At 62.0% G+C, this 18546-nt stretch carries 16 protein-coding genes and 2 pseudogenes; 9 read left to right on the forward strand and 9 right to left on the reverse strand.

Annotated elements, in window-relative coordinates; all coding sequences use genetic code 11:
- Positions 1-112: 112 nt before the first annotated feature.
- From ACZZZP_RS20305 to ACZZZP_RS20320, 4 genes are all read left to right on the forward strand, one after another.
- Entirely contained in the window at positions 113-568 is a 456-nt protein-coding gene (locus ACZZZP_RS20305; RefSeq protein WP_122450688.1) for a MaoC family dehydratase, read from the forward strand.
- Positions 569-672: 104 nt separating this feature from the next.
- The gene (locus tag ACZZZP_RS20310; protein WP_463383908.1) at positions 673-2394 is read left to right on the forward strand and encodes a C13 family peptidase; all 1722 of its coding nucleotides are present in this window, start codon (positions 673-675) and stop codon (positions 2392-2394) included.
- 36 nt (positions 2395-2430) lie between these two features.
- Positions 2431-3072: an oxidoreductase gene (locus ACZZZP_RS20315; RefSeq protein WP_122493257.1), complete on the forward strand. Its 642-nt coding sequence runs from the start codon at positions 2431-2433 to the stop codon at positions 3070-3072.
- Between the two features lie 79 nt (positions 3073-3151).
- Positions 3152-3472 (forward strand): DUF5629 family protein, encoded by a 321-nt coding sequence (locus ACZZZP_RS20320; protein ID WP_463383909.1) that lies wholly within the window; start codon positions 3152-3154, stop codon positions 3470-3472.
- 1117 nt (positions 3473-4589) lie between these two features.
- Here the strand turns inward: ACZZZP_RS20320 and ACZZZP_RS20325 are convergent.
- The 9 genes and pseudogenes from ACZZZP_RS20325 to ACZZZP_RS20365 form a co-directional block, all read right to left on the reverse strand.
- Complete coding sequence (locus ACZZZP_RS20325; RefSeq protein WP_463383910.1) at positions 4590-4886, reverse strand: YceK/YidQ family lipoprotein; 297 nt, start codon at positions 4884-4886, stop codon at positions 4590-4592.
- Complete coding sequence (gene ubiX, locus ACZZZP_RS20330; RefSeq protein ID WP_122493391.1) at positions 4879-5508, reverse strand: flavin prenyltransferase UbiX; 630 nt, start codon at positions 5506-5508, stop codon at positions 4879-4881. Before ubiX ends, ACZZZP_RS20325 begins: the two co-directional genes overlap by 8 nt.
- Positions 5509-5515: 7 nt before the next feature.
- Positions 5516-6868, reverse strand: a complete 1353-nt coding sequence (mpl, locus tag ACZZZP_RS20335) for a UDP-N-acetylmuramate:L-alanyl-gamma-D-glutamyl-meso-diaminopimelate ligase (RefSeq protein ID WP_122493259.1) — start codon at positions 6866-6868, stop codon at positions 5516-5518.
- Positions 6869-6993: 125 nt separating this feature from the next.
- Entirely contained in the window at positions 6994-7731 is a 738-nt protein-coding gene (locus tag ACZZZP_RS20340; RefSeq protein ID WP_463384761.1) for a methyl-accepting chemotaxis protein, read from the reverse strand.
- A gap of 126 nt (positions 7732-7857) precedes the next feature.
- Positions 7858-8925, reverse strand: a pseudogene (locus ACZZZP_RS20345) (PDC sensor domain-containing protein); the annotation flags it as partial.
- Between the two features lie 165 nt (positions 8926-9090).
- A complete protein-coding gene (locus ACZZZP_RS20350) occupies positions 9091-9714 on the reverse strand; it encodes an ABC-type transport auxiliary lipoprotein family protein (RefSeq protein ID WP_463383911.1) in 624 nt (207 codons plus the stop codon).
- The gene (locus ACZZZP_RS20355; protein WP_463383912.1) at positions 9711-10649 is read right to left on the reverse strand and encodes an MlaD family protein; all 939 of its coding nucleotides are present in this window, start codon (positions 10647-10649) and stop codon (positions 9711-9713) included. The genes ACZZZP_RS20350 and ACZZZP_RS20355 overlap by 4 nt, the downstream gene beginning before the upstream one ends.
- A gap of 1 nt (position 10650) precedes the next feature.
- Complete coding sequence (locus tag ACZZZP_RS20360; RefSeq protein ID WP_463383913.1) at positions 10651-11445, reverse strand: ABC transporter ATP-binding protein; 795 nt, start codon at positions 11443-11445, stop codon at positions 10651-10653.
- Positions 11442-12569, reverse strand: coding sequence for an MlaE family ABC transporter permease (locus tag ACZZZP_RS20365; RefSeq protein ID WP_463383914.1), 1128 nt, complete (start codon positions 12567-12569; stop codon positions 11442-11444). The genes ACZZZP_RS20360 and ACZZZP_RS20365 overlap by 4 nt, the downstream gene beginning before the upstream one ends.
- 270 nt (positions 12570-12839) lie before the next feature.
- Between ACZZZP_RS20365 and ACZZZP_RS20370 the strand changes: the two genes are divergently transcribed.
- The 5 genes and pseudogenes from ACZZZP_RS20370 to ACZZZP_RS20390 all read left to right on the forward strand — a co-directional run bounded on the left by ACZZZP_RS20370 (position 12840) and on the right by ACZZZP_RS20390 (position 18541).
- The gene (locus ACZZZP_RS20370) at positions 12840-13133 is read left to right on the forward strand and encodes a hypothetical protein (protein WP_122493265.1); all 294 of its coding nucleotides are present in this window, start codon (positions 12840-12842) and stop codon (positions 13131-13133) included.
- Positions 13134-13248: 115 nt separating this feature from the next.
- Positions 13249-14379 carry a M14 family metallopeptidase gene (locus tag ACZZZP_RS20375; RefSeq protein ID WP_463383915.1) on the forward strand — a complete coding sequence of 377 codons (1131 nt, stop codon included), beginning with the start codon at positions 13249-13251 and terminating at the stop codon, positions 14377-14379.
- Between the two features lie 1156 nt (positions 14380-15535).
- Positions 15536-16916: pseudogene (locus tag ACZZZP_RS20380) on the forward strand (MATE family efflux transporter).
- Positions 16891-17940 carry a sensor domain-containing diguanylate cyclase gene (locus ACZZZP_RS20385; protein WP_122493268.1) on the forward strand — a complete coding sequence of 350 codons (1050 nt, stop codon included), beginning with the start codon at positions 16891-16893 and terminating at the stop codon, positions 17938-17940. The pseudogene ACZZZP_RS20380 and the gene ACZZZP_RS20385 overlap by 26 nt, the downstream one beginning before the upstream one ends.
- Before the next feature lie 142 nt (positions 17941-18082).
- The gene (locus ACZZZP_RS20390; protein WP_463383917.1) at positions 18083-18541 is read left to right on the forward strand and encodes a DUF2214 family protein; all 459 of its coding nucleotides are present in this window, start codon (positions 18083-18085) and stop codon (positions 18539-18541) included.
- The last annotated feature ends 5 nt before the right edge of the window (positions 18542-18546 follow it).

Consider the following 18546-nt stretch of genomic DNA (forward strand, 5'->3'; position numbering starts at 1 on the left):
ATGGGCTGTTATTCGCCGCAGCGATGCAGGGTTGACCGTCTTCACCTCGCGTGATGATCTACGGGCATGGACGTTTCAACAAAAACAAAACCCGTCTCCCCAAGGAGGACATATGCCATTGGTACCCGTCGCTGAACTGAAATCCTACATCGGCAAAGAACTTGGCCACTCCGAGTGGCTGACGATTGACCAGGAACGCATCAACCAATTCGCCGAGTGCACGGGCGACCATCAATTCATTCACGTCGACCCGGAAAAAGCCGCCAAGACGCCGTTCGGCAGCACCATCGCCCACGGCTTTTTGTCGCTGTCGCTGATTCCGGTGCTGATGGAGAAAATCGCCCTGGCCCCCGAAGGGCTGAAAATGGCGGTGAACTACGGCTTGGACAGCGTGCGTTTTATCCAGCCGGTGAAAGTGAATTCGCGCGTGCGTGTGTCGGCCAGCGTGATCGACATCACCGAGAAAAACCCGGGCCAGTGGCTGCTCAAAGCCAAGTGCACCCTGGAAATCGAAGGCCAGGCCAAGCCGGCGTATATCGCTGAATCGCTGAGCTTGTACTTCGTCTGATTTCGGACGGTGTGGAACAACAGGGCGCTTCGGCGCCCTGTTTTTTTGGGGAAGCATCGCGGCATACTCCGCCCAAACCCCGATCCAACATGGACGTTTCCCCCATGCGCCACCTCTCCCACCTCGCCCTTGCCCTGCTGCTTACCGCCTGCGGCAAAGGCGAACCGCTGACCCCGCCCAACGCCGTGCTCCCTGACGGCGGCCGTTATCGCGGCGAGGTCGTCGAGGGTTTGCTGCAAGGCAAAGGCCGGATCGATTACCCCAACGGCAGTTGGTATGAAGGCACGTTCAAAGACGGCCTGATGGACGGCGAAGGCGAACTGCACCACTCGGACGGCACTCATTACAAAGGCGGTTTCGCCAATGGCGACTTCGCCGGGCAAGGCACGCTGACGTACAGCGAAGGCAGCAGCTACACCGGCGCTTTCAAGGCAGGCAAACAAGACGGCGTCGGTGCGCTGGTCATCAAAGACGGCGACCGCTATCAGGGCGAATTCAAAAACGATCAGTACCACGGCATCGGCAAGCTGCAACGTGCCGACGGCAGCGGCTTTGAAGGCAGCTTCAAGAAAGGCGAGCCCGAAGGCTTCGGCACCACCACCGATGAGCGCGGCAACCAGCTCACCGGCACCTTCAAAAAGGGCGTGATCAATGGCGAAGGAACGCTCAAGGGCGAAGACGGCAGCACGTATGTCGGCAGCTTCAAAAATTCGAATCTTGAGGGCAAAGGCCGCTATCAAAGCGCGGACGGTGACGTCTGGCTCGGCCAGTTCAGCCAGGGCAGCCTGACCGGCAAAGGCCAGTTGGAGCGCACCGACGGCAGCCGTTACGACGGCGATTTCAAATACTGGCGTTACCACGGCGAAGGCGTTTTGAAACTGGCAGACGGCGGCCGCTATCAAGGCCACTTCGCCCGTGGCAACTACGACGGCGCCGGCACGCTCACCCTGGCCGATGGCACAGTGCAGAACGGCACGTGGAAGAACGGCAAGCTGGCCCGCGATGCGCAAGGCAATGCCCTGCCCGATCAGTTGGAAGTCGGCCTGTTGCAACAAGGCAAGCTGCTGGACCAGGCCCTGGCCGCCATTCCCGCCTCCACCCCGGCCGTCGAGCTGTACACCCTGACCCTGGCTGGCGACGGCGAGCAAAGCGTGTTCCTGCGCGAGGCCGACTACGTCAGCAACCTGCTGCGCGAGCGCTTCGGCGCCTATGGCCAGATCACGTTGGTCAATCACCGCGACCACATGCTCGACCGCCCACTGGCCACCCGCGAAAACCTGCGCCGCGCGGTAAAAACCCTGGCCGAACGATCGGGGGCCGAAGACGTGGTGTTCATCTACCTTACCAGTCACGGCTCCAGCGACCACCAGCTCAGCCTGGTGCAGCCGGGCCTGGAACTGGCGAATATGCCGGCCCAGGAACTGGCGGAACTGCTCGTGCCATTAAAGAGTCATTACAAAGTGGTCGTCGTTTCGGCGTGTTATTCGGGTGGCTTCATCCCGCACATCAAGGATGACAACACCCTGGTAATGGCCGCCGCGCGCAGTGACAGAACCTCATTCGGCTGCTCCGATGAGGCCGACTTCACCTACTTCGGCCGTGCGTTGTTTGCCGAAGCACTGAGCAGCACCGACGACCTGGAACGGGCCTTCGAGCAAGCCAAGGCCAGCGTGGCCAAACGCGAGCTGGAAGATGAGTTCGAACCGTCGGAGCCGCAACTCTGGGCGCCCAAAGGGGTAATCACCCAGTGGCGCACGTTGCGCGCCGGTCAGGCCAAACACGCCCTGGCCAACAGCGCAGCGAGCAACCCCGACGGCAGCAACTAGACTTGAAGTTGTTGGATTCCAGGAGGGAGTAGAACCATGTATTTGACCCCACAGAACATCCTGCTGACCGGCGCCACCGGCCTGACCGGCGAACACTTACTCGACCGTCTGCTCAGCGAGCCTACGGTGCAACGCGTGCTCGCCCCAACCCGTCGAGCGCTCGCCGAACACACTCACCTGGACAACCCGCAAGGCGACCTGCTGACGCTGCTGCCGATGCTCGCCGGCAAACAAGACATCGCCTTCTGCTGCCTGGGCACCACGATCAAACAGGCCGGCTCGCAGGAAGCGTTTCGCGCCGTCGATTACGACATGGTTCTGGCGGTCAGCCAGCGCGCTCGCGACTTGGGTGCGCGGCACTTCCTGCTGATCAGCGCGATGGGCGCCAACCCGAAATCGTCGGTGTTCTACAACCGCGTGAAGGGTGAAGTGGAGCAAGCGCTGATCGCCCAGAACTGGCCGCAGCTGACCATCGCCCGCCCTTCGTTACTGATCGGCGACCGCCTGGAACCGCGCCTTGGCGAACGCCTGCTGGCGCCGATCATGCGCTGGGTTCCGGGTAAATACCGTGGCATTCCGGCCTGCACGCTGGCCCGCGCGCTATGGCGCCTGGCTTTGGAAGAAGGCGAAGGCGTGCGCATTGTGGAGTCGGACGAATTGCGCCGTCTGGGCCGCTGAGCGCTGCCTATTGCACATTGTTTAACGCACATCGAGCGGCCACTATGGCCGCTCTTTTTTTTACCGCTCGAGATTGGCCATGACCACCACCTTGCTCTCCGTGCTGCAAACCGCCGACATGCTGGAAATCAACGGCCTGTACGCCTGGCAATTCGAACTGCACAGCGACCCGGCCCACCCCGGCCCGGCGTTGCGTATCGAATGCATGGACGGCCGCGAATTGCGCAAATGGCAATTCACCCTGGAGCAGATCGCCGCCGCCCAACACAACGTCGCCAGCGACACCTGGGCCATCAGCGATGGCAAAGCCAGCCATGAAATCAAAGCACTGGCCGGCATCAACGCCGACAACGCCGATGCGGCGGATGACATGCCGGATGATGATGTGGCTAAGTTGTAAAACCATCGCGGCTAATCGGAATACCCCCAACCGCTCCTCCAGCAGATTGAGGTCTCCTTCAGCAGAGGCGCCACCTTCGATAGCCTGGGTCCCCGCGTTCGCGAGGACGACGGAGGTTTATCAGTTATCCCCGTCGTCCTCGCGAACGCGGGGACCCAGAGTCGTAAGGCGAGCACCCATTACAACCCGCCGCTCACCCCCGAGACTGAACCTTGATTTGGCAGAGTTGTGAAAAAGCATCGCGGCTCATCGGAATGCCGCCGAACCGCACATTCAGCAGATTGGGGTCTCCTTCAGGAGAGGCGCCACCTTCGGTAGCCTGGGTCCCCGCGTTCGCGAGGACGACGGAGGTTTACGGGTTATCCCCGTCGTCCTCGCGAACGCGGGGACCCAGAGTCGCAAGCCGAGCACCCATCACAACCCGCCGCTCACCCCAAGACTGAACCTTGATTTGGCAGAGTTGTGAAAAAGCATCGCGGCTAATCGGAATGCCGCCGAACCGCACATTCAGCAGATTGGGGTCTCCTTCAGGAGAGGCGCCACCTTCGGTAGCCTGGGTCCCCGCGTTCGCGAGGACGACGGAGGTTTATGGGTTATCCCCGTCGTCTTCGCGAACGCGGGGACCCAGAATCGCAAGGCGAGCACCCATCACAACCCGCCGCTCACCCGAGACTGAACCCCCGATGTGGCTGAGTTGTGAAACAAGCGTCGCGGCTCATCGGAATGCCGCCGAACCGCACATTCAGCAGATTGGGGTCTCCTTCAGGAGAGGCGCCACCTTCGGTAGCCTGGGTCCCCGCGTTCGCGAGGACGACGGAGGTTTATGGGTTATCCCCGTCGTCTTCGCGAACGCGGGGACCCAGAATCGCAAGGCGAGCACCCATCACAACCCGCCGCTCACCCCAAGACTGAACCTTGATTTGGCAGAGTTGTGAAAAAGCATCGCGGCTAATCGGAATGCCGCCGAACCGCACATTCAGCAGATTGGGGTCTCCTTCAGGAGAGGCGCCACCTTCGGTAGCCTGGGTCCCCGCGTTCGCGAGGACGACGGAGGTTTATGGGTTATCCCCGTCGTCTTCGCGAACGCGGGGACCCAGAATCGCAAGGCGAGCACCCATCACAACCCGCCGCTTACCCCAAGACTGAACCCCAACGCCGCCGCCAGCGACAACGGCAGCAACAGCGTGTCGAGTAACGCGCTGGCGGGCAAATCCAGCCCTGCGTATTTCGGCGCTTCGGCGCCAAAGCGGTCGAGCGGACAGCAGCCGCCGTTCAAGGTGTACCAATTCAGTCGCGTGCCGGCATACACCACGGGCGCACCCGGCTTGGCGGCGTTCAAGGTGCGGGTGGTGGCGCAGCCGAACAACTGAACCGCCAGCAGCACCAGCAGCACGGCCCGGGCGGTTTTATTCATCGCTGCTCAGGTGATGCTCACCCCAGCGCGGCAGCATGTCTTGGGGAATGCCGAGCACATTGAGGATGCGCGCGACAACGAAGTCGATCAGGTCGTCGATGGTTTGCGGCTGGTGATAGAAGCCCGGTGCGGCGGGGAGAATCACCGCGCCCATGTTGGACAGCTTGAGCATGTTTTCCAGGTGAATGCTGGAGAACGGCGCTTCACGCGGCACCAGAATCAGTTGACGGCGTTCCTTCAGCGCCACGTCGGCGGCGCGTTCGATCAGGTTGTTGCAGGCACCCGTGGCAATTGCCGACAACGTGCCGGTCGAACACGGCACCACCACCATCGCCCCCGGTGCGCCGGAGCCCGAGGCCACGGGCGCCATCCAGTCTTCCTTGCCGTACACGCGAATCTGCCCGGGCGCGGCGCCGGTGTATTCGCTGAGAAAGGCCTGCATCATTTTTGACTTGGCCGGCAGGCTGACGTCGGTTTCAGTGGCCATCACCAGCTGCGCCGCTTTGGAAATCAGAAAGTGCACTTCGCGCTCTTCCTGCACCAGGCAGTCGAGCAGGCGCAGGCCGTATTGCGCGCCGGAAGCGCCAGTCATGGCCAGGGTGACGCGTTCGGGTCCGTTCATCATGGCCTCAGCCCTCCAGCGCTGCCGCGAGTTTGCCGTGCAGGCCACCGAAGCCGCCGTTGCTCATAACCACCACTTGCGTGCCCGGGGTGGCCTGGGCTTTGACAGCGGCGATGATGGCTTCCAGCGAGTCGCATACCTGTGAGGGCACGGTGCAACTGGCGGTGGTGGCGGCCAGGTCCCAGCCAAGATTCGGCGGCGCGAACCAGTACACCTGATCGGCCTGGGTCACGGAGTCCGGCAAGCCGTCGCGGTGGGCGCCGAGTTTCATTGAGTTAGAGCGCGGTTCGATGATGGCGATGATCTGTGCCGAACCGACCCGTTTGCGCAGGCCGTCCAGCGTGGTGGCGATGGCGGTTGGGTGGTGGGCAAAGTCGTCGTAGATGGTCACGCCGTTCACCTCGGCGACCTTTTCCATCCGCCGCTTGACGTTCTTGAACGCGCTCAGCGCTTCGACGCCTTGCGCCGGAACCACACCGACATGCCGCGCAGCGGCGAGGCACACCAGCGCGTTGGCGACGTTGTGCTGGCCGGTCAGCGGCCAATCGACCTCACCTTGCGCCACACCTTCGAAGCTCACTTCAAAGCGCGAGCCATCTTCGCTGAGCAGCTTGGCTTGCCATTGCGCGCCGTCGCCGGTGGTTTGCACCGGGGTCCAGCAGCCCATGTCGATCACGCGCTTGAGCGCGGTTTCGGCGGCCGGGTAAATCACCAGGCCTTCGCTCGGAATAGTGCGCACCAAGTGGTGGAATTGGCGCTCGATGGCGGCCAGGTCCGGGAAGATATCGGCGTGGTCGAATTCGAGGTTGTTAAGGATGGCGGTGCGCGGGCGGTAATGAACGAACTTGGAGCGTTTGTCGAAAAACGCGCTGTCGTATTCGTCCGCCTCGACCACGAAGAACGGCGTGCCGCCCAGGCGTGCCGACACCGCGAAGTTCTGCGGCACGCCGCCAATCAAAAAGCCCGGGCTCATGCCGGCATGTTCCAACACCCAGGCCAGCATGCTGCTGGTGGTGGTCTTGCCATGGGTGCCGGCCACGGCCAACACCCAGCGACCTTGCAGCACGTGGTCGGCCAGCCACTGTGGGCCAGACACATACGGCAGGCCTTTATTGAGCACATATTCCACCGCTGGGTTGCCGCGCGAAAGGGCGTTGCCCACCACCACCAAATCAGGCGCCGGGTCGAGATGGGAAGGGTCGTAGCCCTGCATCAGTTCGATGCCCTGAGCTTGCAGTTGGGTGCTCATGGGCGGGTACACATTGGCGTCAGAACCGGTCACCCGGTGGCCCAGCTCCTTGGCCAGAACGGCCAGCGAGCCCATGAAAGTGCCGCAAATACCCAGAACATGAATGTGCATAACCAACCCCCGGAGAACAGGCGGGCAGGTTACCGCAGGCGTTGGGGATGAACCAGAGAGGTTTGCCAGCGCCCTCTTCCATCACCCACACGGGCAATGGCAGAGGGGCTGAACGGCGGACGAATTTACAGGCGGAAGCTGCCCATTTGTTTGCCCAAATCATCGGCCAGACCGAGCAGGGTTTTGCAGTCCTGGCGGCAGACTTGCACTTCATCCGAGGTGGCGTGGGCCAGGTCGGCGATGCCCTGCACGTTGCGGTTGATTTCTTCGGTCACCGACGATTGCTCTTCGGTGGCCGCCGCCACCTGGGTGTTCATGTCGCTGATGCGCTCGATTTGCGCCGTGATCGAACCCAGCGATTCGCCTGTGCGCTGGCTCGACTGCACGCCATTGCCGGTCGCCGCCTGGCCAGCCTGCATGGAGCTGACCGCCGCCTGCGCCCCGGTTTTCAGGCGCTGAATCATTTGCTGAATTTCACCCGTCGAGGCCTGGGTGCGGCTTGCCAGGGTTCGCACCTCGTCAGCCACCACGGCAAAGCCACGGCCCATTTCCCCGGCGCGGGCGGCTTCGATGGCGGCGTTCAAGGCGAGCAGGTTGGTTTGTTCGGAAATGCCGCGAATCACCGACAGCACCTGGTCAATGGACGCCACTTCGTTGGCCAATTCGCCGACGGCGCCAGACGCCTCGCCGATGTCGTCGGACATTTGCTCGATCTGCTTGATTGAACCGCCGACCACTTGCCGCGCTTGCACGGCTTCGTCGCGGGCACTTTGCGAGGTACTGGCAGCGCTGCTGGCGTTGCGGGCGATTTCCTGAACGGTAAGGCCCATCTCATGCACGGCGGTGGCGACCATGTCGGTCATTTCCTGCTGGCGCCCGGCACGGCCGGCGGTGTTTTCCACCACGGTGGCCACTTGGTCGACAGCGGTGCGCAGCTTGACGCTGGTGCCGAGCACGGCGCTGATCAAGTCGCGCTGGCTGGCGATGAAGCGGTTGAAACCTCGGGCCAGATCGCCCAATTCGTCCTGGCGCGTTTCATTCAGACGGCGGGTAAGGTCACCGCCACCGCCACCGATTTCCACCAGGGCATCGGTCACCTGCTTGATCGGACGCACCAGCCCACGGGCCAGCAGCACCACCAGTCCCAAGGAGAACAGCGCCACCGCAAGACCGATCAGGCTGCTGGTGATCAGCGCCTGGTTGGCGTCGGCATAGATTTCCGCCTCGGGCACTTCGCTGACCAGTAGCCAACCCAGGGTTTTCAAGGGCTGCGCCACGGCCAGGTAAGCTTCGCCGTCGCGCTCGAAGTGCACAGCCTTGCCGCTGTCGACCAGCAACTTTCCGGCGGCTTCGCTCCCCAGCAAGTCGCTGAGTTGGCGGGTGTCGTTGAATTCGGCCTGTGGGTGAATCTTCACTTTGCCGTCGGCGCTAACCAGAAAGATTCGCCCGGTTTTGCCAAAGTGAAAGTTGCGCACCAGATCGGACATCGCCTGCAAACCGTAGCCCAGCCCGGCCAAGCCAAGGGTTTTGCCATTGGCGGTGATGCGCTGGTTGATAAACAGCGTCGGCTGGTTGGTGGTTTTGTCGGTGTCGATCTGCACCACGCGGTTCTCGCTGCCATCGACAAAGCTGTAGAACCAGCCGTTCTCGGAGGGGCCGCGTGTAAGCGTGCGATCCAACTTGGTTTCGGTGAGGTAATGGCCGCTGTCGGCCGCGACAATAAAGGTGGTCAGCGCCTTTTGCTGGCCTTGCACGCCGCGCAGGTAGCGCATGAACGCTTCCTGCTGGGCCGGGTCTTCGCCGTTGGCCAGCCATTCCTCGACCATGCTGTTTTCCGCAATGCTGCGGGCGGCGGTGAGGGGTTCGGTGAGAATCCGTTCCAGGTCATTGCCAATGGCGGTCACGCTGGCCGGCAAGGCCTGCTCGACCAACGCCTTCTCCGCAAGGCGGTTAACCACGGCGGCATAAATGCCGACAACAATCAGAATGCTCGCCAGCAGAGCGGCGCCCATGCTGAGGATTAATTGCCACTGAATACTGCGTTGCCAGAGGCGCATGGGCGGTTACCTGTATGGGCTTGGAGGGAGATTGAAGGCAGATTGTATACAAAGCGACTGACTTTTCGGTCAGCAAATTTCATTGTTATGACTACACGCTTTGTTCTTATCGACCGCCGCTATTAGTAGCTTTAGCTCCTAATCGGCTCTCCCGCTGACCACTCGTCAGGGTTTTCGCTTGGCCTCGCCCTGGGCCACGGTCCACGGCACTAACTGGGCGCTCAAGGCATCGCTGGCCTGACCAAAGGCACGCACCACGTCAGCCACTTGCGCGCTGCTTGCCGGCTGCTGCACATCGAAGCGCCGTGCCGCGAGAATTTTACGGCTGGCGCTGTCCACCAGTTGCACGTCCAGGCGCACCACCACCGCTACTTGGCCGTCGTGATATTCGGCCTGGAACGCACGCAGGTCGCTGCTCAACACCACATCGGCCTGAAGCTGCGCGTCGTCGCTGCTCACCTGCTGAACGCGACCGTCGGCCTGGAAGCCATCGAGCAGTCGATTGCGCAGCAGCACCGGGCCGGTGTCGCCCCAGCGCGCGCCTTGGTAATTGCTGATCACACTGCCCTGCGGGACCACCGCGATGCGCGGGCTGTCGAGCACCATGGTCGCCTGCGGTTTGGCCACGCGCAGCGACCAACTCACCGGCGCGCCCGCGCTAACAGCCGACACCGGCGCAGCAGGCAGTTGGTAAATGGTGCTCGGCTCGGTTTTCGGCAAAATTGAACAGGCCGATAACAGGCTCAACAGCCCGAGCATCAACAACGGGCGATGGGCGCGCGGGGTCATGGTTGGAACTCCTTGTTCTTCTCGCCGCCGAGCAGGTAGCCGGCCGGGTCTTCCTGCAGGCGACGGGTAATCGCGCGCAGGCTGCTGAGGGTTTCGCGCAACTCGCCAACCGCCGGGCCAATGGCGCTCAGGCCCTGGGCGCCGGCATTCAGCGAATCGCGGTTTTCATTGAGCAGGTTTTCAATGCTCTGGCTGGCACGGTCCAGCGCGGCCATGGCGTCGCGGGCGCTGTTGAGCGCTTCCTTGCCTTGCTGATCGAGCAGGTTGTTGGCGGTGGCCATGACCTTGCTACTTTGCTCCAGGGTCACGCTGGCTTGGCGCGAAGCGGCGGCCAGTTGTTTGACGATGGCGCGCATGTCCTCGCGCTCATCGGCAATGGCGCCAGTGGCTTGTTCAAGGTGATCGAGCGTGCGGCTGACCCGCGCTACGTTGTCGGGCGACACCAATGCGTTGGCGCTGGCGGCCAGCTTGTTGATGTTGGTCAGCAGGTCTTCACCACTGGCCAGCAGGGCCGTGATCGGCGAACGGTCGGCGACAATCACCGGCACTTTGCCGGTCTTGCTCAGCAGGCGCGGGCTTTCGGGCGAGCCGCTGTGCATCTGAATAAACGAGCCACCAGTAATGCCCACCAGCGACAACTTGGCGTGGGTGTCTTGCTTGACCGGCGTATCCGCCGCAACGCGAATGCGCGCGCGGACTTTGCGCGGGTCTTTAGGGTCGAGTTTCAAGGCGATGACTTCGCCCACTTTGATGCCGCTGTACTGCACGGTGCTGCCGGGCGACAAACCGTTCACGGCCTCATAAAAGACGATGTCGTACAGGGCGAATTCGCGGTCAGCCGTGGACTTGGCCAGCCACAGGCCGAACAGCAGCGCGGCGCCGACGGCAATCACCGTGAACAAGCCGATCAGCACGTGATGGGCGCGGGTTTCCATATCAGTTGTTCTCCGTTAAACGGGCGCTGGCTTGCAGCGCGGCACGGCCACGGGGGCCATGAAAGTAATCGTGAACCCAAGCGTCCGGCGTGGCCGCCACGGTGGTCAGGTCGCCGGCCACCAGCACGCGTTTCTGCGACAGCACCGCCACCCGATCGCAGATGGTGTACAGCGTGTCGAGGTCGTGGGTGACGAGAAACACCGTCAGGCCCAACGCATCGCGCAGGGTCAGAATCAGTTGGTCAAACGCCGCCGCACTGATGGGGTCGAGGCCGGCCGTGGGTTCGTCGAGAAAGACGATTTCCGGGTCCAGCGCCAAGGCGCGGGCCAGCGCGGCACGTTTCACCATGCCGCCCGAGAGCGAATCCGGGTACTTGTAGGCCGCCGTTTCCGGCAATCCGGCCAGGGCCAGTTTCACCACGGCCAGGCTTTCAGCCTCATCGCGGCTAAGGCCGGCGTGCTCAATCAGCGGCAAGGCAATGTTTTCCAGAACCGTGAGCGAGGAAAACAGCGCGCCGGACTGAAACAACACGCCAAAGCGGCGTTCCACCTGCGAGCGTTTTTCCGGCGACAAACTCAGCAAGTTTTCGCCAAACACTTTTACGCTGCCCGCCGTGGGCCGTTGCAGGCCGACGATGGAGCGCAGCAGCACCGACTTGCCGGTGCCCGAACCGCCGACAATGCCGAGAATTTCACCGCGCATGACGTCCAGGTCCAAGTGCTCATGCACCACCTGCGCGCCAAAGGCGTTGGTGAGGTCGCGAACCTCGATCAGGGCGCTCGCTTGTGCACTCACCAGCCCATCTCCATAAAGAACATTGCCGCCACCGCATCCAGCAGAATCACCACAAAAATCGACTGCACCACCGCCGAGGTCGTGTGCTCACCCACCGACTGCGCGCTGCCGCTGACCTTGAAGCCTTCGAGGCAACCAATCACGGCAATCAAAAACGCAAACACCGGCGCCTTGCTCAAGCCCACCAGCAAGTGCTGCACCTCAATGCCCTGAAGAATGGTCAGGTACATGGTCGGCGAAATATTCAGCACCAGCAGGCACACCACGGCGCCGCCGAGAATGCCGGACAGCATGGCCAGAAACGTCAGGATTGGCAGCGACACCAGCAGCGCCAGCACGCGCGGCAGCACCAGCAACTCAATCGGGTTGAGGCCCAAGGTGCGAATGGCGTCGACCTCTTCGTTGGCCTTCATCGAACCGATTTGCGCCGTAAACGCACTGGCCGTGCGACCGGCCATGAGGATGGCGGTGAGCAGCACACCGAACTCACGCAAAAAAGCGAAGGCCACCAGGTTGACCGTATAAATAGTGGCGCCGAAATTGGCCAGCACCGTGGCGCCGAGAAACGCCACCACCGCGCCGACCATAAACGTCAGCAGCACCACGATGGGCACCGCGTCCAGGCCGGTTTGCTCGATATTGGAAACCAGCGACGTAACCCGCCAACGGCGCGGCGCGAACAGCCCACGCAGCAGGGTTTCCAGCACCAGGCCAATAAACCCGAGCAGCGCCGCGACGCGCTCCCACAAACTCGCGACAAAGCCGCCGATATGCGCGAGCACATCGGCCAAGCCGGCACGGGGTTTGGGTTTTTCTGGTTGGCAGTAAGTACGCAGCGCGGCGCCCACGGAGTTGAGCAGCGCTTGCCGCGCGGGCGTAAGGGACGCATCGCTGGCCGCCAAATCAATCAAGCGCTCCGCACCGAGCAAGTCAGCCAACAGCGCTGCACCGGAGGTGTCGAGCGCCTGCAGGTCAGCGAGGTGAACAGCGGTGGCGCCATCGAGCCGTGGGCGCATGGTCGCCACGTCGCGGGCCAACTGGCTGTAATGGGACAAGGTCCAGTCGCCGCTGATCCTCAGCTGCGCAGGCGATGCGGCGGTGTCTAACTGTAAGGCTGAAGTCATGTAAAACGGCTTACTCATCCTGGGTGGCCGGTAGCGTAGCAACGGCAGGTTACATCACGCGCGCGTTAAGGTGTTTCTTGCTCTTGCGGCTTGCAGATGCGGCCGCAGTTTGTAGCAGCGAGCTGGCTCGCGAAGCTCTAGCCCGGCCCATCGTTTCCAGGATTCGCCAGCAAGCTGGCTCCTACACAGGCAATACCGTACAAATGGAACCGCCAGACGCTGCGCTTGCCCAAGCTTAACGTCGTTGTTCATGCACCCCGAGGACAGAGCATGCAGGTAGAAGGATTCTTCGATTGGCTTGGCCACGCGCTGGGCACGGTTATCCGCTTTATCGTCGACGGGCTGAGCGGCCTGTTGCACCTGATCGGCAACGCCGGCAGCCAGTTCCTGCATGGTCTGTCCAGCGCGCTGGGGATTACCCCATCGTTGCTGAGCATTGTCGCGCTGGTCATCGGTCTGCTGTTTCTCTACAGCGCCGTGCGCGCCTTTATGCGCCGCTCGGTGGTGCTGGGCATTATCTGGTTGCTGCTGGGGTTATGGCTGATCAGTCTATTGATCAGCTAAGCCTGCTGGCTTGCACATTTGTGTCGCCTTCTGCGTTTGCAACCGCGCGGGCAACTGCGAAGCTACACGCCATACACGCCCGGTAACGGGCGACGGACAGATGTAGAGGCTCACCATGCGAATCAGCTCCCAATTCGACAGCGGCAACATCGAGGTTCACGACCTCAGCAACGCGCAGCACCCGCTGCTGAAAATGCGCAAAGACCTCAACAGCGCCCACTTCCAGTGGTTCCACTTCAAGGCCGAAGACCTCACACCCGGCCAGCGCTACGACTTCAGCATCACCAACGCCGGCGAAGCTGCCTACAGCTGGGCCTGGCCCGGCTATAACGCCGCCGCCTCGTACGACCAAAAAACCTGGTTTCGCGTGCCCAGCACCTACGTCGACGGCACCTTGAGCTTCGGCCTTGACGTTGAGCAGCCGCAAATCTGGTTCGCCTACTTCGAACCCTATAGCCGCGAGCGCCACGACTGGCTAATCGACCAGGCGCTGGTCAAAGCCGACGCGCAATTGGTCGCCTGTGGCAAAAGCATCGAAGGCCGTGACATCCAACTGCTGCGTATCAGCCGCACCCCCAACGCACAGCGGAAAATCTGGATCATCGCCCAGCAGCATCCCGGCGAGCACATGGCCGAATGGTTTATGGAAGGCCTGATCGAACGCCTGAAAAACCGCGACGACGCCGAGCTCAACACCTTGCTCAGCAAAGCCGACTTGTACCTGGTGCCCAACATGAACCCCGACGGCGCCTACCGCGGCCACCTGCGCACCAACGCCGCCGGCAAAGACCTCAACCGCGCCTGGCAATCGGCCAACGAAACGCAAACCCCGGAAGTCTTCTTCGTGCAACAACACATGCGCGCCGTGGGCGTGGACTTGTTCCTGGACATCCACGGCGACGAAGAAATCCCCCACGTCTTCACCGCCGCCTGCGAAGGCAACCCCGGCTACACCCCGCGTATCGCAACCTTGGAAGAACGCTTCCGCCAACGCCTCGTCGCCCACGGCGCCGAATTCCAAACCCGCTACGGCTACCCCCGCAGCGAACCGGGCAAAGCCAACATGGCCCTGGCCTGCAACGCCGTTGGGCAAGAATTTGACTGCCTGTCCTTCACCATCGAAATGCCCTTCAAAGACCACAACGACACCCCAAACCCAACAACGGGTTGGGACGGCAAACGGTCAAAGCAACTGGCCAAAGATGTACTGAGCGTGACTGCCAGCATGGTCGATGAACTGCGATAAAACCCCACTCTCCGACGCTCGCCCCTGTAGGAGCGGCTTTAGCCGCGAGCTTTTGATTGCCTGTAATCAGCTCGTGATCTGGCTCGTGATCTGGCTCGTGATCTGGCTCGTGATCTACCGCTCTTGACCTACCCCGCACCGTTCATCGCAGGCCGAGTGGAGTCGTTGTGTAGGGGGTTGAGCGGCCGGGAGCCGCGAGAGGCGTGTCGGGCCAAGGATGGCCCGTCTCGCCGTGCCCCCGGAGCAAGGACGGAGCGAGGGAACCTGGAGCGCAGCGGAGGGCCAAGGTAGGGGCTAGACCTTTTGGTTACTTTTGGGTGGTCCGGCAATCCGGCAATGCTAAAAGTGACTCGCGCGTAAGGCGCGAAACAAGAACGTTCAGCGCACGCGGTTATGAATACCTTCGCCGATCCACCGTGTACGGCAGAAATACTGGATTCCCGCCTGCGCGAGAATGACGGGGTTTTGATAACGAGCGTGGCAGAGAAGCTCGCGCGTAAGGCGCGAAACAAAAATGTTCAGCGCATGCGGTAATGAATACCTCCACAACTGCGTCCGCCTGGAAATTCTGGATCCCCGCGTTCGCGAGGATGACGGAGGATCTGATAACGAACGCGGCAGAGAATACCTTCGCCCATCTACCGTGTAAGGCTCGAAATTCTGGATTCCCGCCTGCGCGGGAATGACGGAGGTTTTGATAACGATCGCAGCAGAGAAGCTCGCGCGTAAGGCGCGAAACAAAAACGCTCAGCGCACGCGGCTAAAGAATACCTGCGAAGTCCAACCCCAGACCGCCAGATCAAGGCGAGGCTCGGCCCTCGAGCCACCCCTCACCGCATTGAACTCAACCACCCCGTATGCGGCACACACTGATCCTGCTTACACGAAATCGACGCCACCGGCGGCCCCTGCCGCGCCAACTCAACCCGCACCGCCGCCGCGCCATACACCAAGCAAACCGCCAACAGCCCAACCGCGATCATGAATTTTCTTGTTCTTATAGTCATGGCAACACCTCCCGGAAAGAAGTCCGTACTTTCAGCGTAGGCCAGCCACCGCCGCTAGCATCAACCGTTTAGCCATATTCACCGCTCGTATAAGCACCTATGGCGTGCTCGGGCCGGCCTCTATACTGCGGCGTCCACAGGAGTCCCCGATGCTGCGCCACGCCTGGAACCACACCCCCACTCACCAGAAAGTCTGGGCGCTGGCCGCCCCGATGATCCTTTCCAATATTTCTGTGCCGCTGGTGGCATTGGTCGACAGCACCGTGGTCGGCCATCTGCCCAACGCCCACCAGCTCGGCGCCGTGGCGGTGGGCAGTACGTTGTACGTGATGATCGTCGGCATTCTCGGTTTCCTGCGCATGGGCACCACCGGCTTTGCGGCGCAGGCCAGTGGCCGTGCCGACGGCGGTGCGTTGCGGCAGGTGTTGGTGCAAGGCTTGGTGTTGGCGGCGCTGCTGGCGCTGACCCTGGGGTTGCTCGCGCTGCCGTTTGGCGACATGGCGCTGGGGCTGATGAATCCTTCCGCTGAACTGGATGAACAAACCCGCGCGTTCTTCCACACGCGCCTGTGGGGCCTACCCGCTGCGCTGGCCAATTTCGCGTTGATCGGCTGGTTTCTTGGTACGCAAAACGCGCGGGCGCCACTGGCGATTCTGCTGGGCACTAACGTGCTGAATATAGTGCTGTCGTTGTGGTTCGTACTGGGGCTCGAGTGGGGCGTAGTCGGCGCCGCACGGGCGGCGGTGCTTAGTGAATGGGGCGGCGCGCTGTTGGGCTTGGCGCTAACCGGAGGGGCGCTGCGGCGCTATCCCGGGCGCACCCAGTGGGCGGCGATGGCGTTGTGGCGAAACTGGCGGCCACTGCTGGCGGTGAACCGCGACATCTTTATTCGCTCGTTGGCGCTGCAAGGTGTGTTCTTCCTGCTGACAGTCCAGGGCGCGCGCCTGGGCGACGAAACCGTCGCAGCCAACGCTCTGCTTCTTAATGGCTTACTGCTGACTGCCTATGCCCTCGACGGGTTTGCCCATGCCGTCGAAGCGCTGTGCGGCCACGCGCTGGGCAGTCGTGACCGGCAAGGCCTGCTGCGCAGTCTGGTGGTGGCCGGCGGCTGGTCGCTGATTGCCAGTCTGGTCTTTGCGTTGTGCTTTGCCGTAGGCGGTCACCTGTTTATCGCCCTGCAAACCGATATCGCCGCCGTGCGCCACACCGCCGACATTTACCTGCCGTACCTCGCCGTCCTGCCGCTGGTGGCTGTGTGGAGTTACTTGCTCGACGGCCTGTTTATCGGTGCCACCCGAGGCACGGGAAATGCGCGACTCCATGCTGCTCAGCGTGGCGCTCGCCCTGCCGCTGGCCTGGTGGCTGCAGGATTTCGGTAATCATGGGCTGTGGTTGGCGTTTCTGGCTTTCATGGGACTACGAAGCCTGTGTTTGGGTGTCTATGCTTATTACCTGACCCGCCACGACCTGTGGTTCGTTTCGCCAAGTCCCGAAGGTTCAGCGAATGCTCATACCGAAGAATCCCGTTAACGAACTTGTTCGTCAGGAAGTACTGGATAACCAGGAGCTGCTCGATACGCCGGCCGACCCTTATCTCGACGTGCTGGTGCGCATCGTCAGCGAGATGTTCGAGGTCAAGACCGTGCTCATCAGCCTGGTAGATCGCGAGCGTCAATGGTTCAAGGCGCGCCTCGGCCTGGAGGTTCCTGAAACGCCCCGCAGCGTGTCGTTCTGCGGCCACGCGATTCTGCAAGATGACGTGTTTATCGTCGAAGACACCCACACCGACTTACGTTTCGCCGACAACCCTGTGGTCACTGGTCCGCCGTGGCTGCGCTTTTACGCCGGGCAGCCCTTGTTTGCGCAGGATGGCCACGCCATTGGCACCCTCTGCCTGCTGCACCCGGCGCCCAAAACCCTCAACCGCAAACAGAAACAGCGGTTGCGCGACATGGCCACTTTGGCCGAAGGCTATTTGAAGCTGCGCCATGTCAGCGAGCAAACCGTGCAGCTGCGCGCCGCGTTGAGTCGCGAACAACGCAAAACCATGCTCGATACGCTCACCCAAGTGTGGAACCGCGCCGGTCTCGAACACTTCCTGCCCCGCGAACAATCGCGCGCCGAGGAACGCGGTATGCATCTGGGGCTGCTGTTCTGCGACCTCGACTATTTCAAACGGGTAAACGACGCTCATGGCCACGACGCCGGCGACAAAGTGCTATGGGAAAGTGCTCGCCGCATTGCCGCCGCGGTGCGCCCGCAAGACGTCGTGACCCGCAGCGGCGGCGAGGAATTTGTGGTGCTCACGCAAGTGCACGACGAACAGGAGTTACGCCTGATCGGCGAGCGTATCCGCACCGCCGTGACACGCACGCCCATACCAGCGGGTGATGTGGAACTGGCCCTGACCATCAGCGTCGGCTGCGCGCTGGCCGAGCCGCAGGAAAACCCCGAGCGGGCGCTCAAACGCGCGGACAAAGCGCTGTACCACGCCAAGGGCAACGGACGTAATCGTGTGGAGTTTGAAGAATTTGCCGGCAAAGGGCTGAACTGAACAACGCCTAATACCGCGCCGCTTTTTGTAGGAGCGAGCTTGCTCGCGAACCCTGAATACGTCGGAAAATGACGTGTGCAGGGTTCGCCAGCAAGCTAGCTCCTACAGGAGAAATACCTCCCCCAGACCGAGAGAGCCCAACATGGCCGCCGCTATCGCCGCGTACCTGCACTACCTATCGATCTTCCTGCTATTCGCCCTGCTCACCCTCGAACACCAACTGTTCAAACTGCCGCTAGACCTAAGCCGCGCCCGCAGCCTGATCCGCATCGACATCGCCTACGGCGCCACCGCCGGCCTGGTGCTGGCCACCGGCGCAGCACGCGTAATGTGGTACGGCAAAGGGTTGGACTACTACCTGAACAACAGCGTGTTCCACGCCAAGTTCGGCCTGTTCATTCTGGTCGGCCTGATCTCCGTCGTGCCAACCTTCGTGTTCCTCAACTGGCGCAACACCCTCAAAGCTGGCGAACTCCCCACCGTCAGCGCCAAGCAAGCGATGCTGGTGACCATGGTCATCCGCATCGAACTGCTACTCCTGCTGATCATCCCGCTGTTGGCTGCGCTGATGGCTCGGGGTTACGGGGTTATCGGCTCGTAGCGCTC

It is taken from the genome of Pseudomonas sp. AC211 (genome assembly GCF_979258055.1).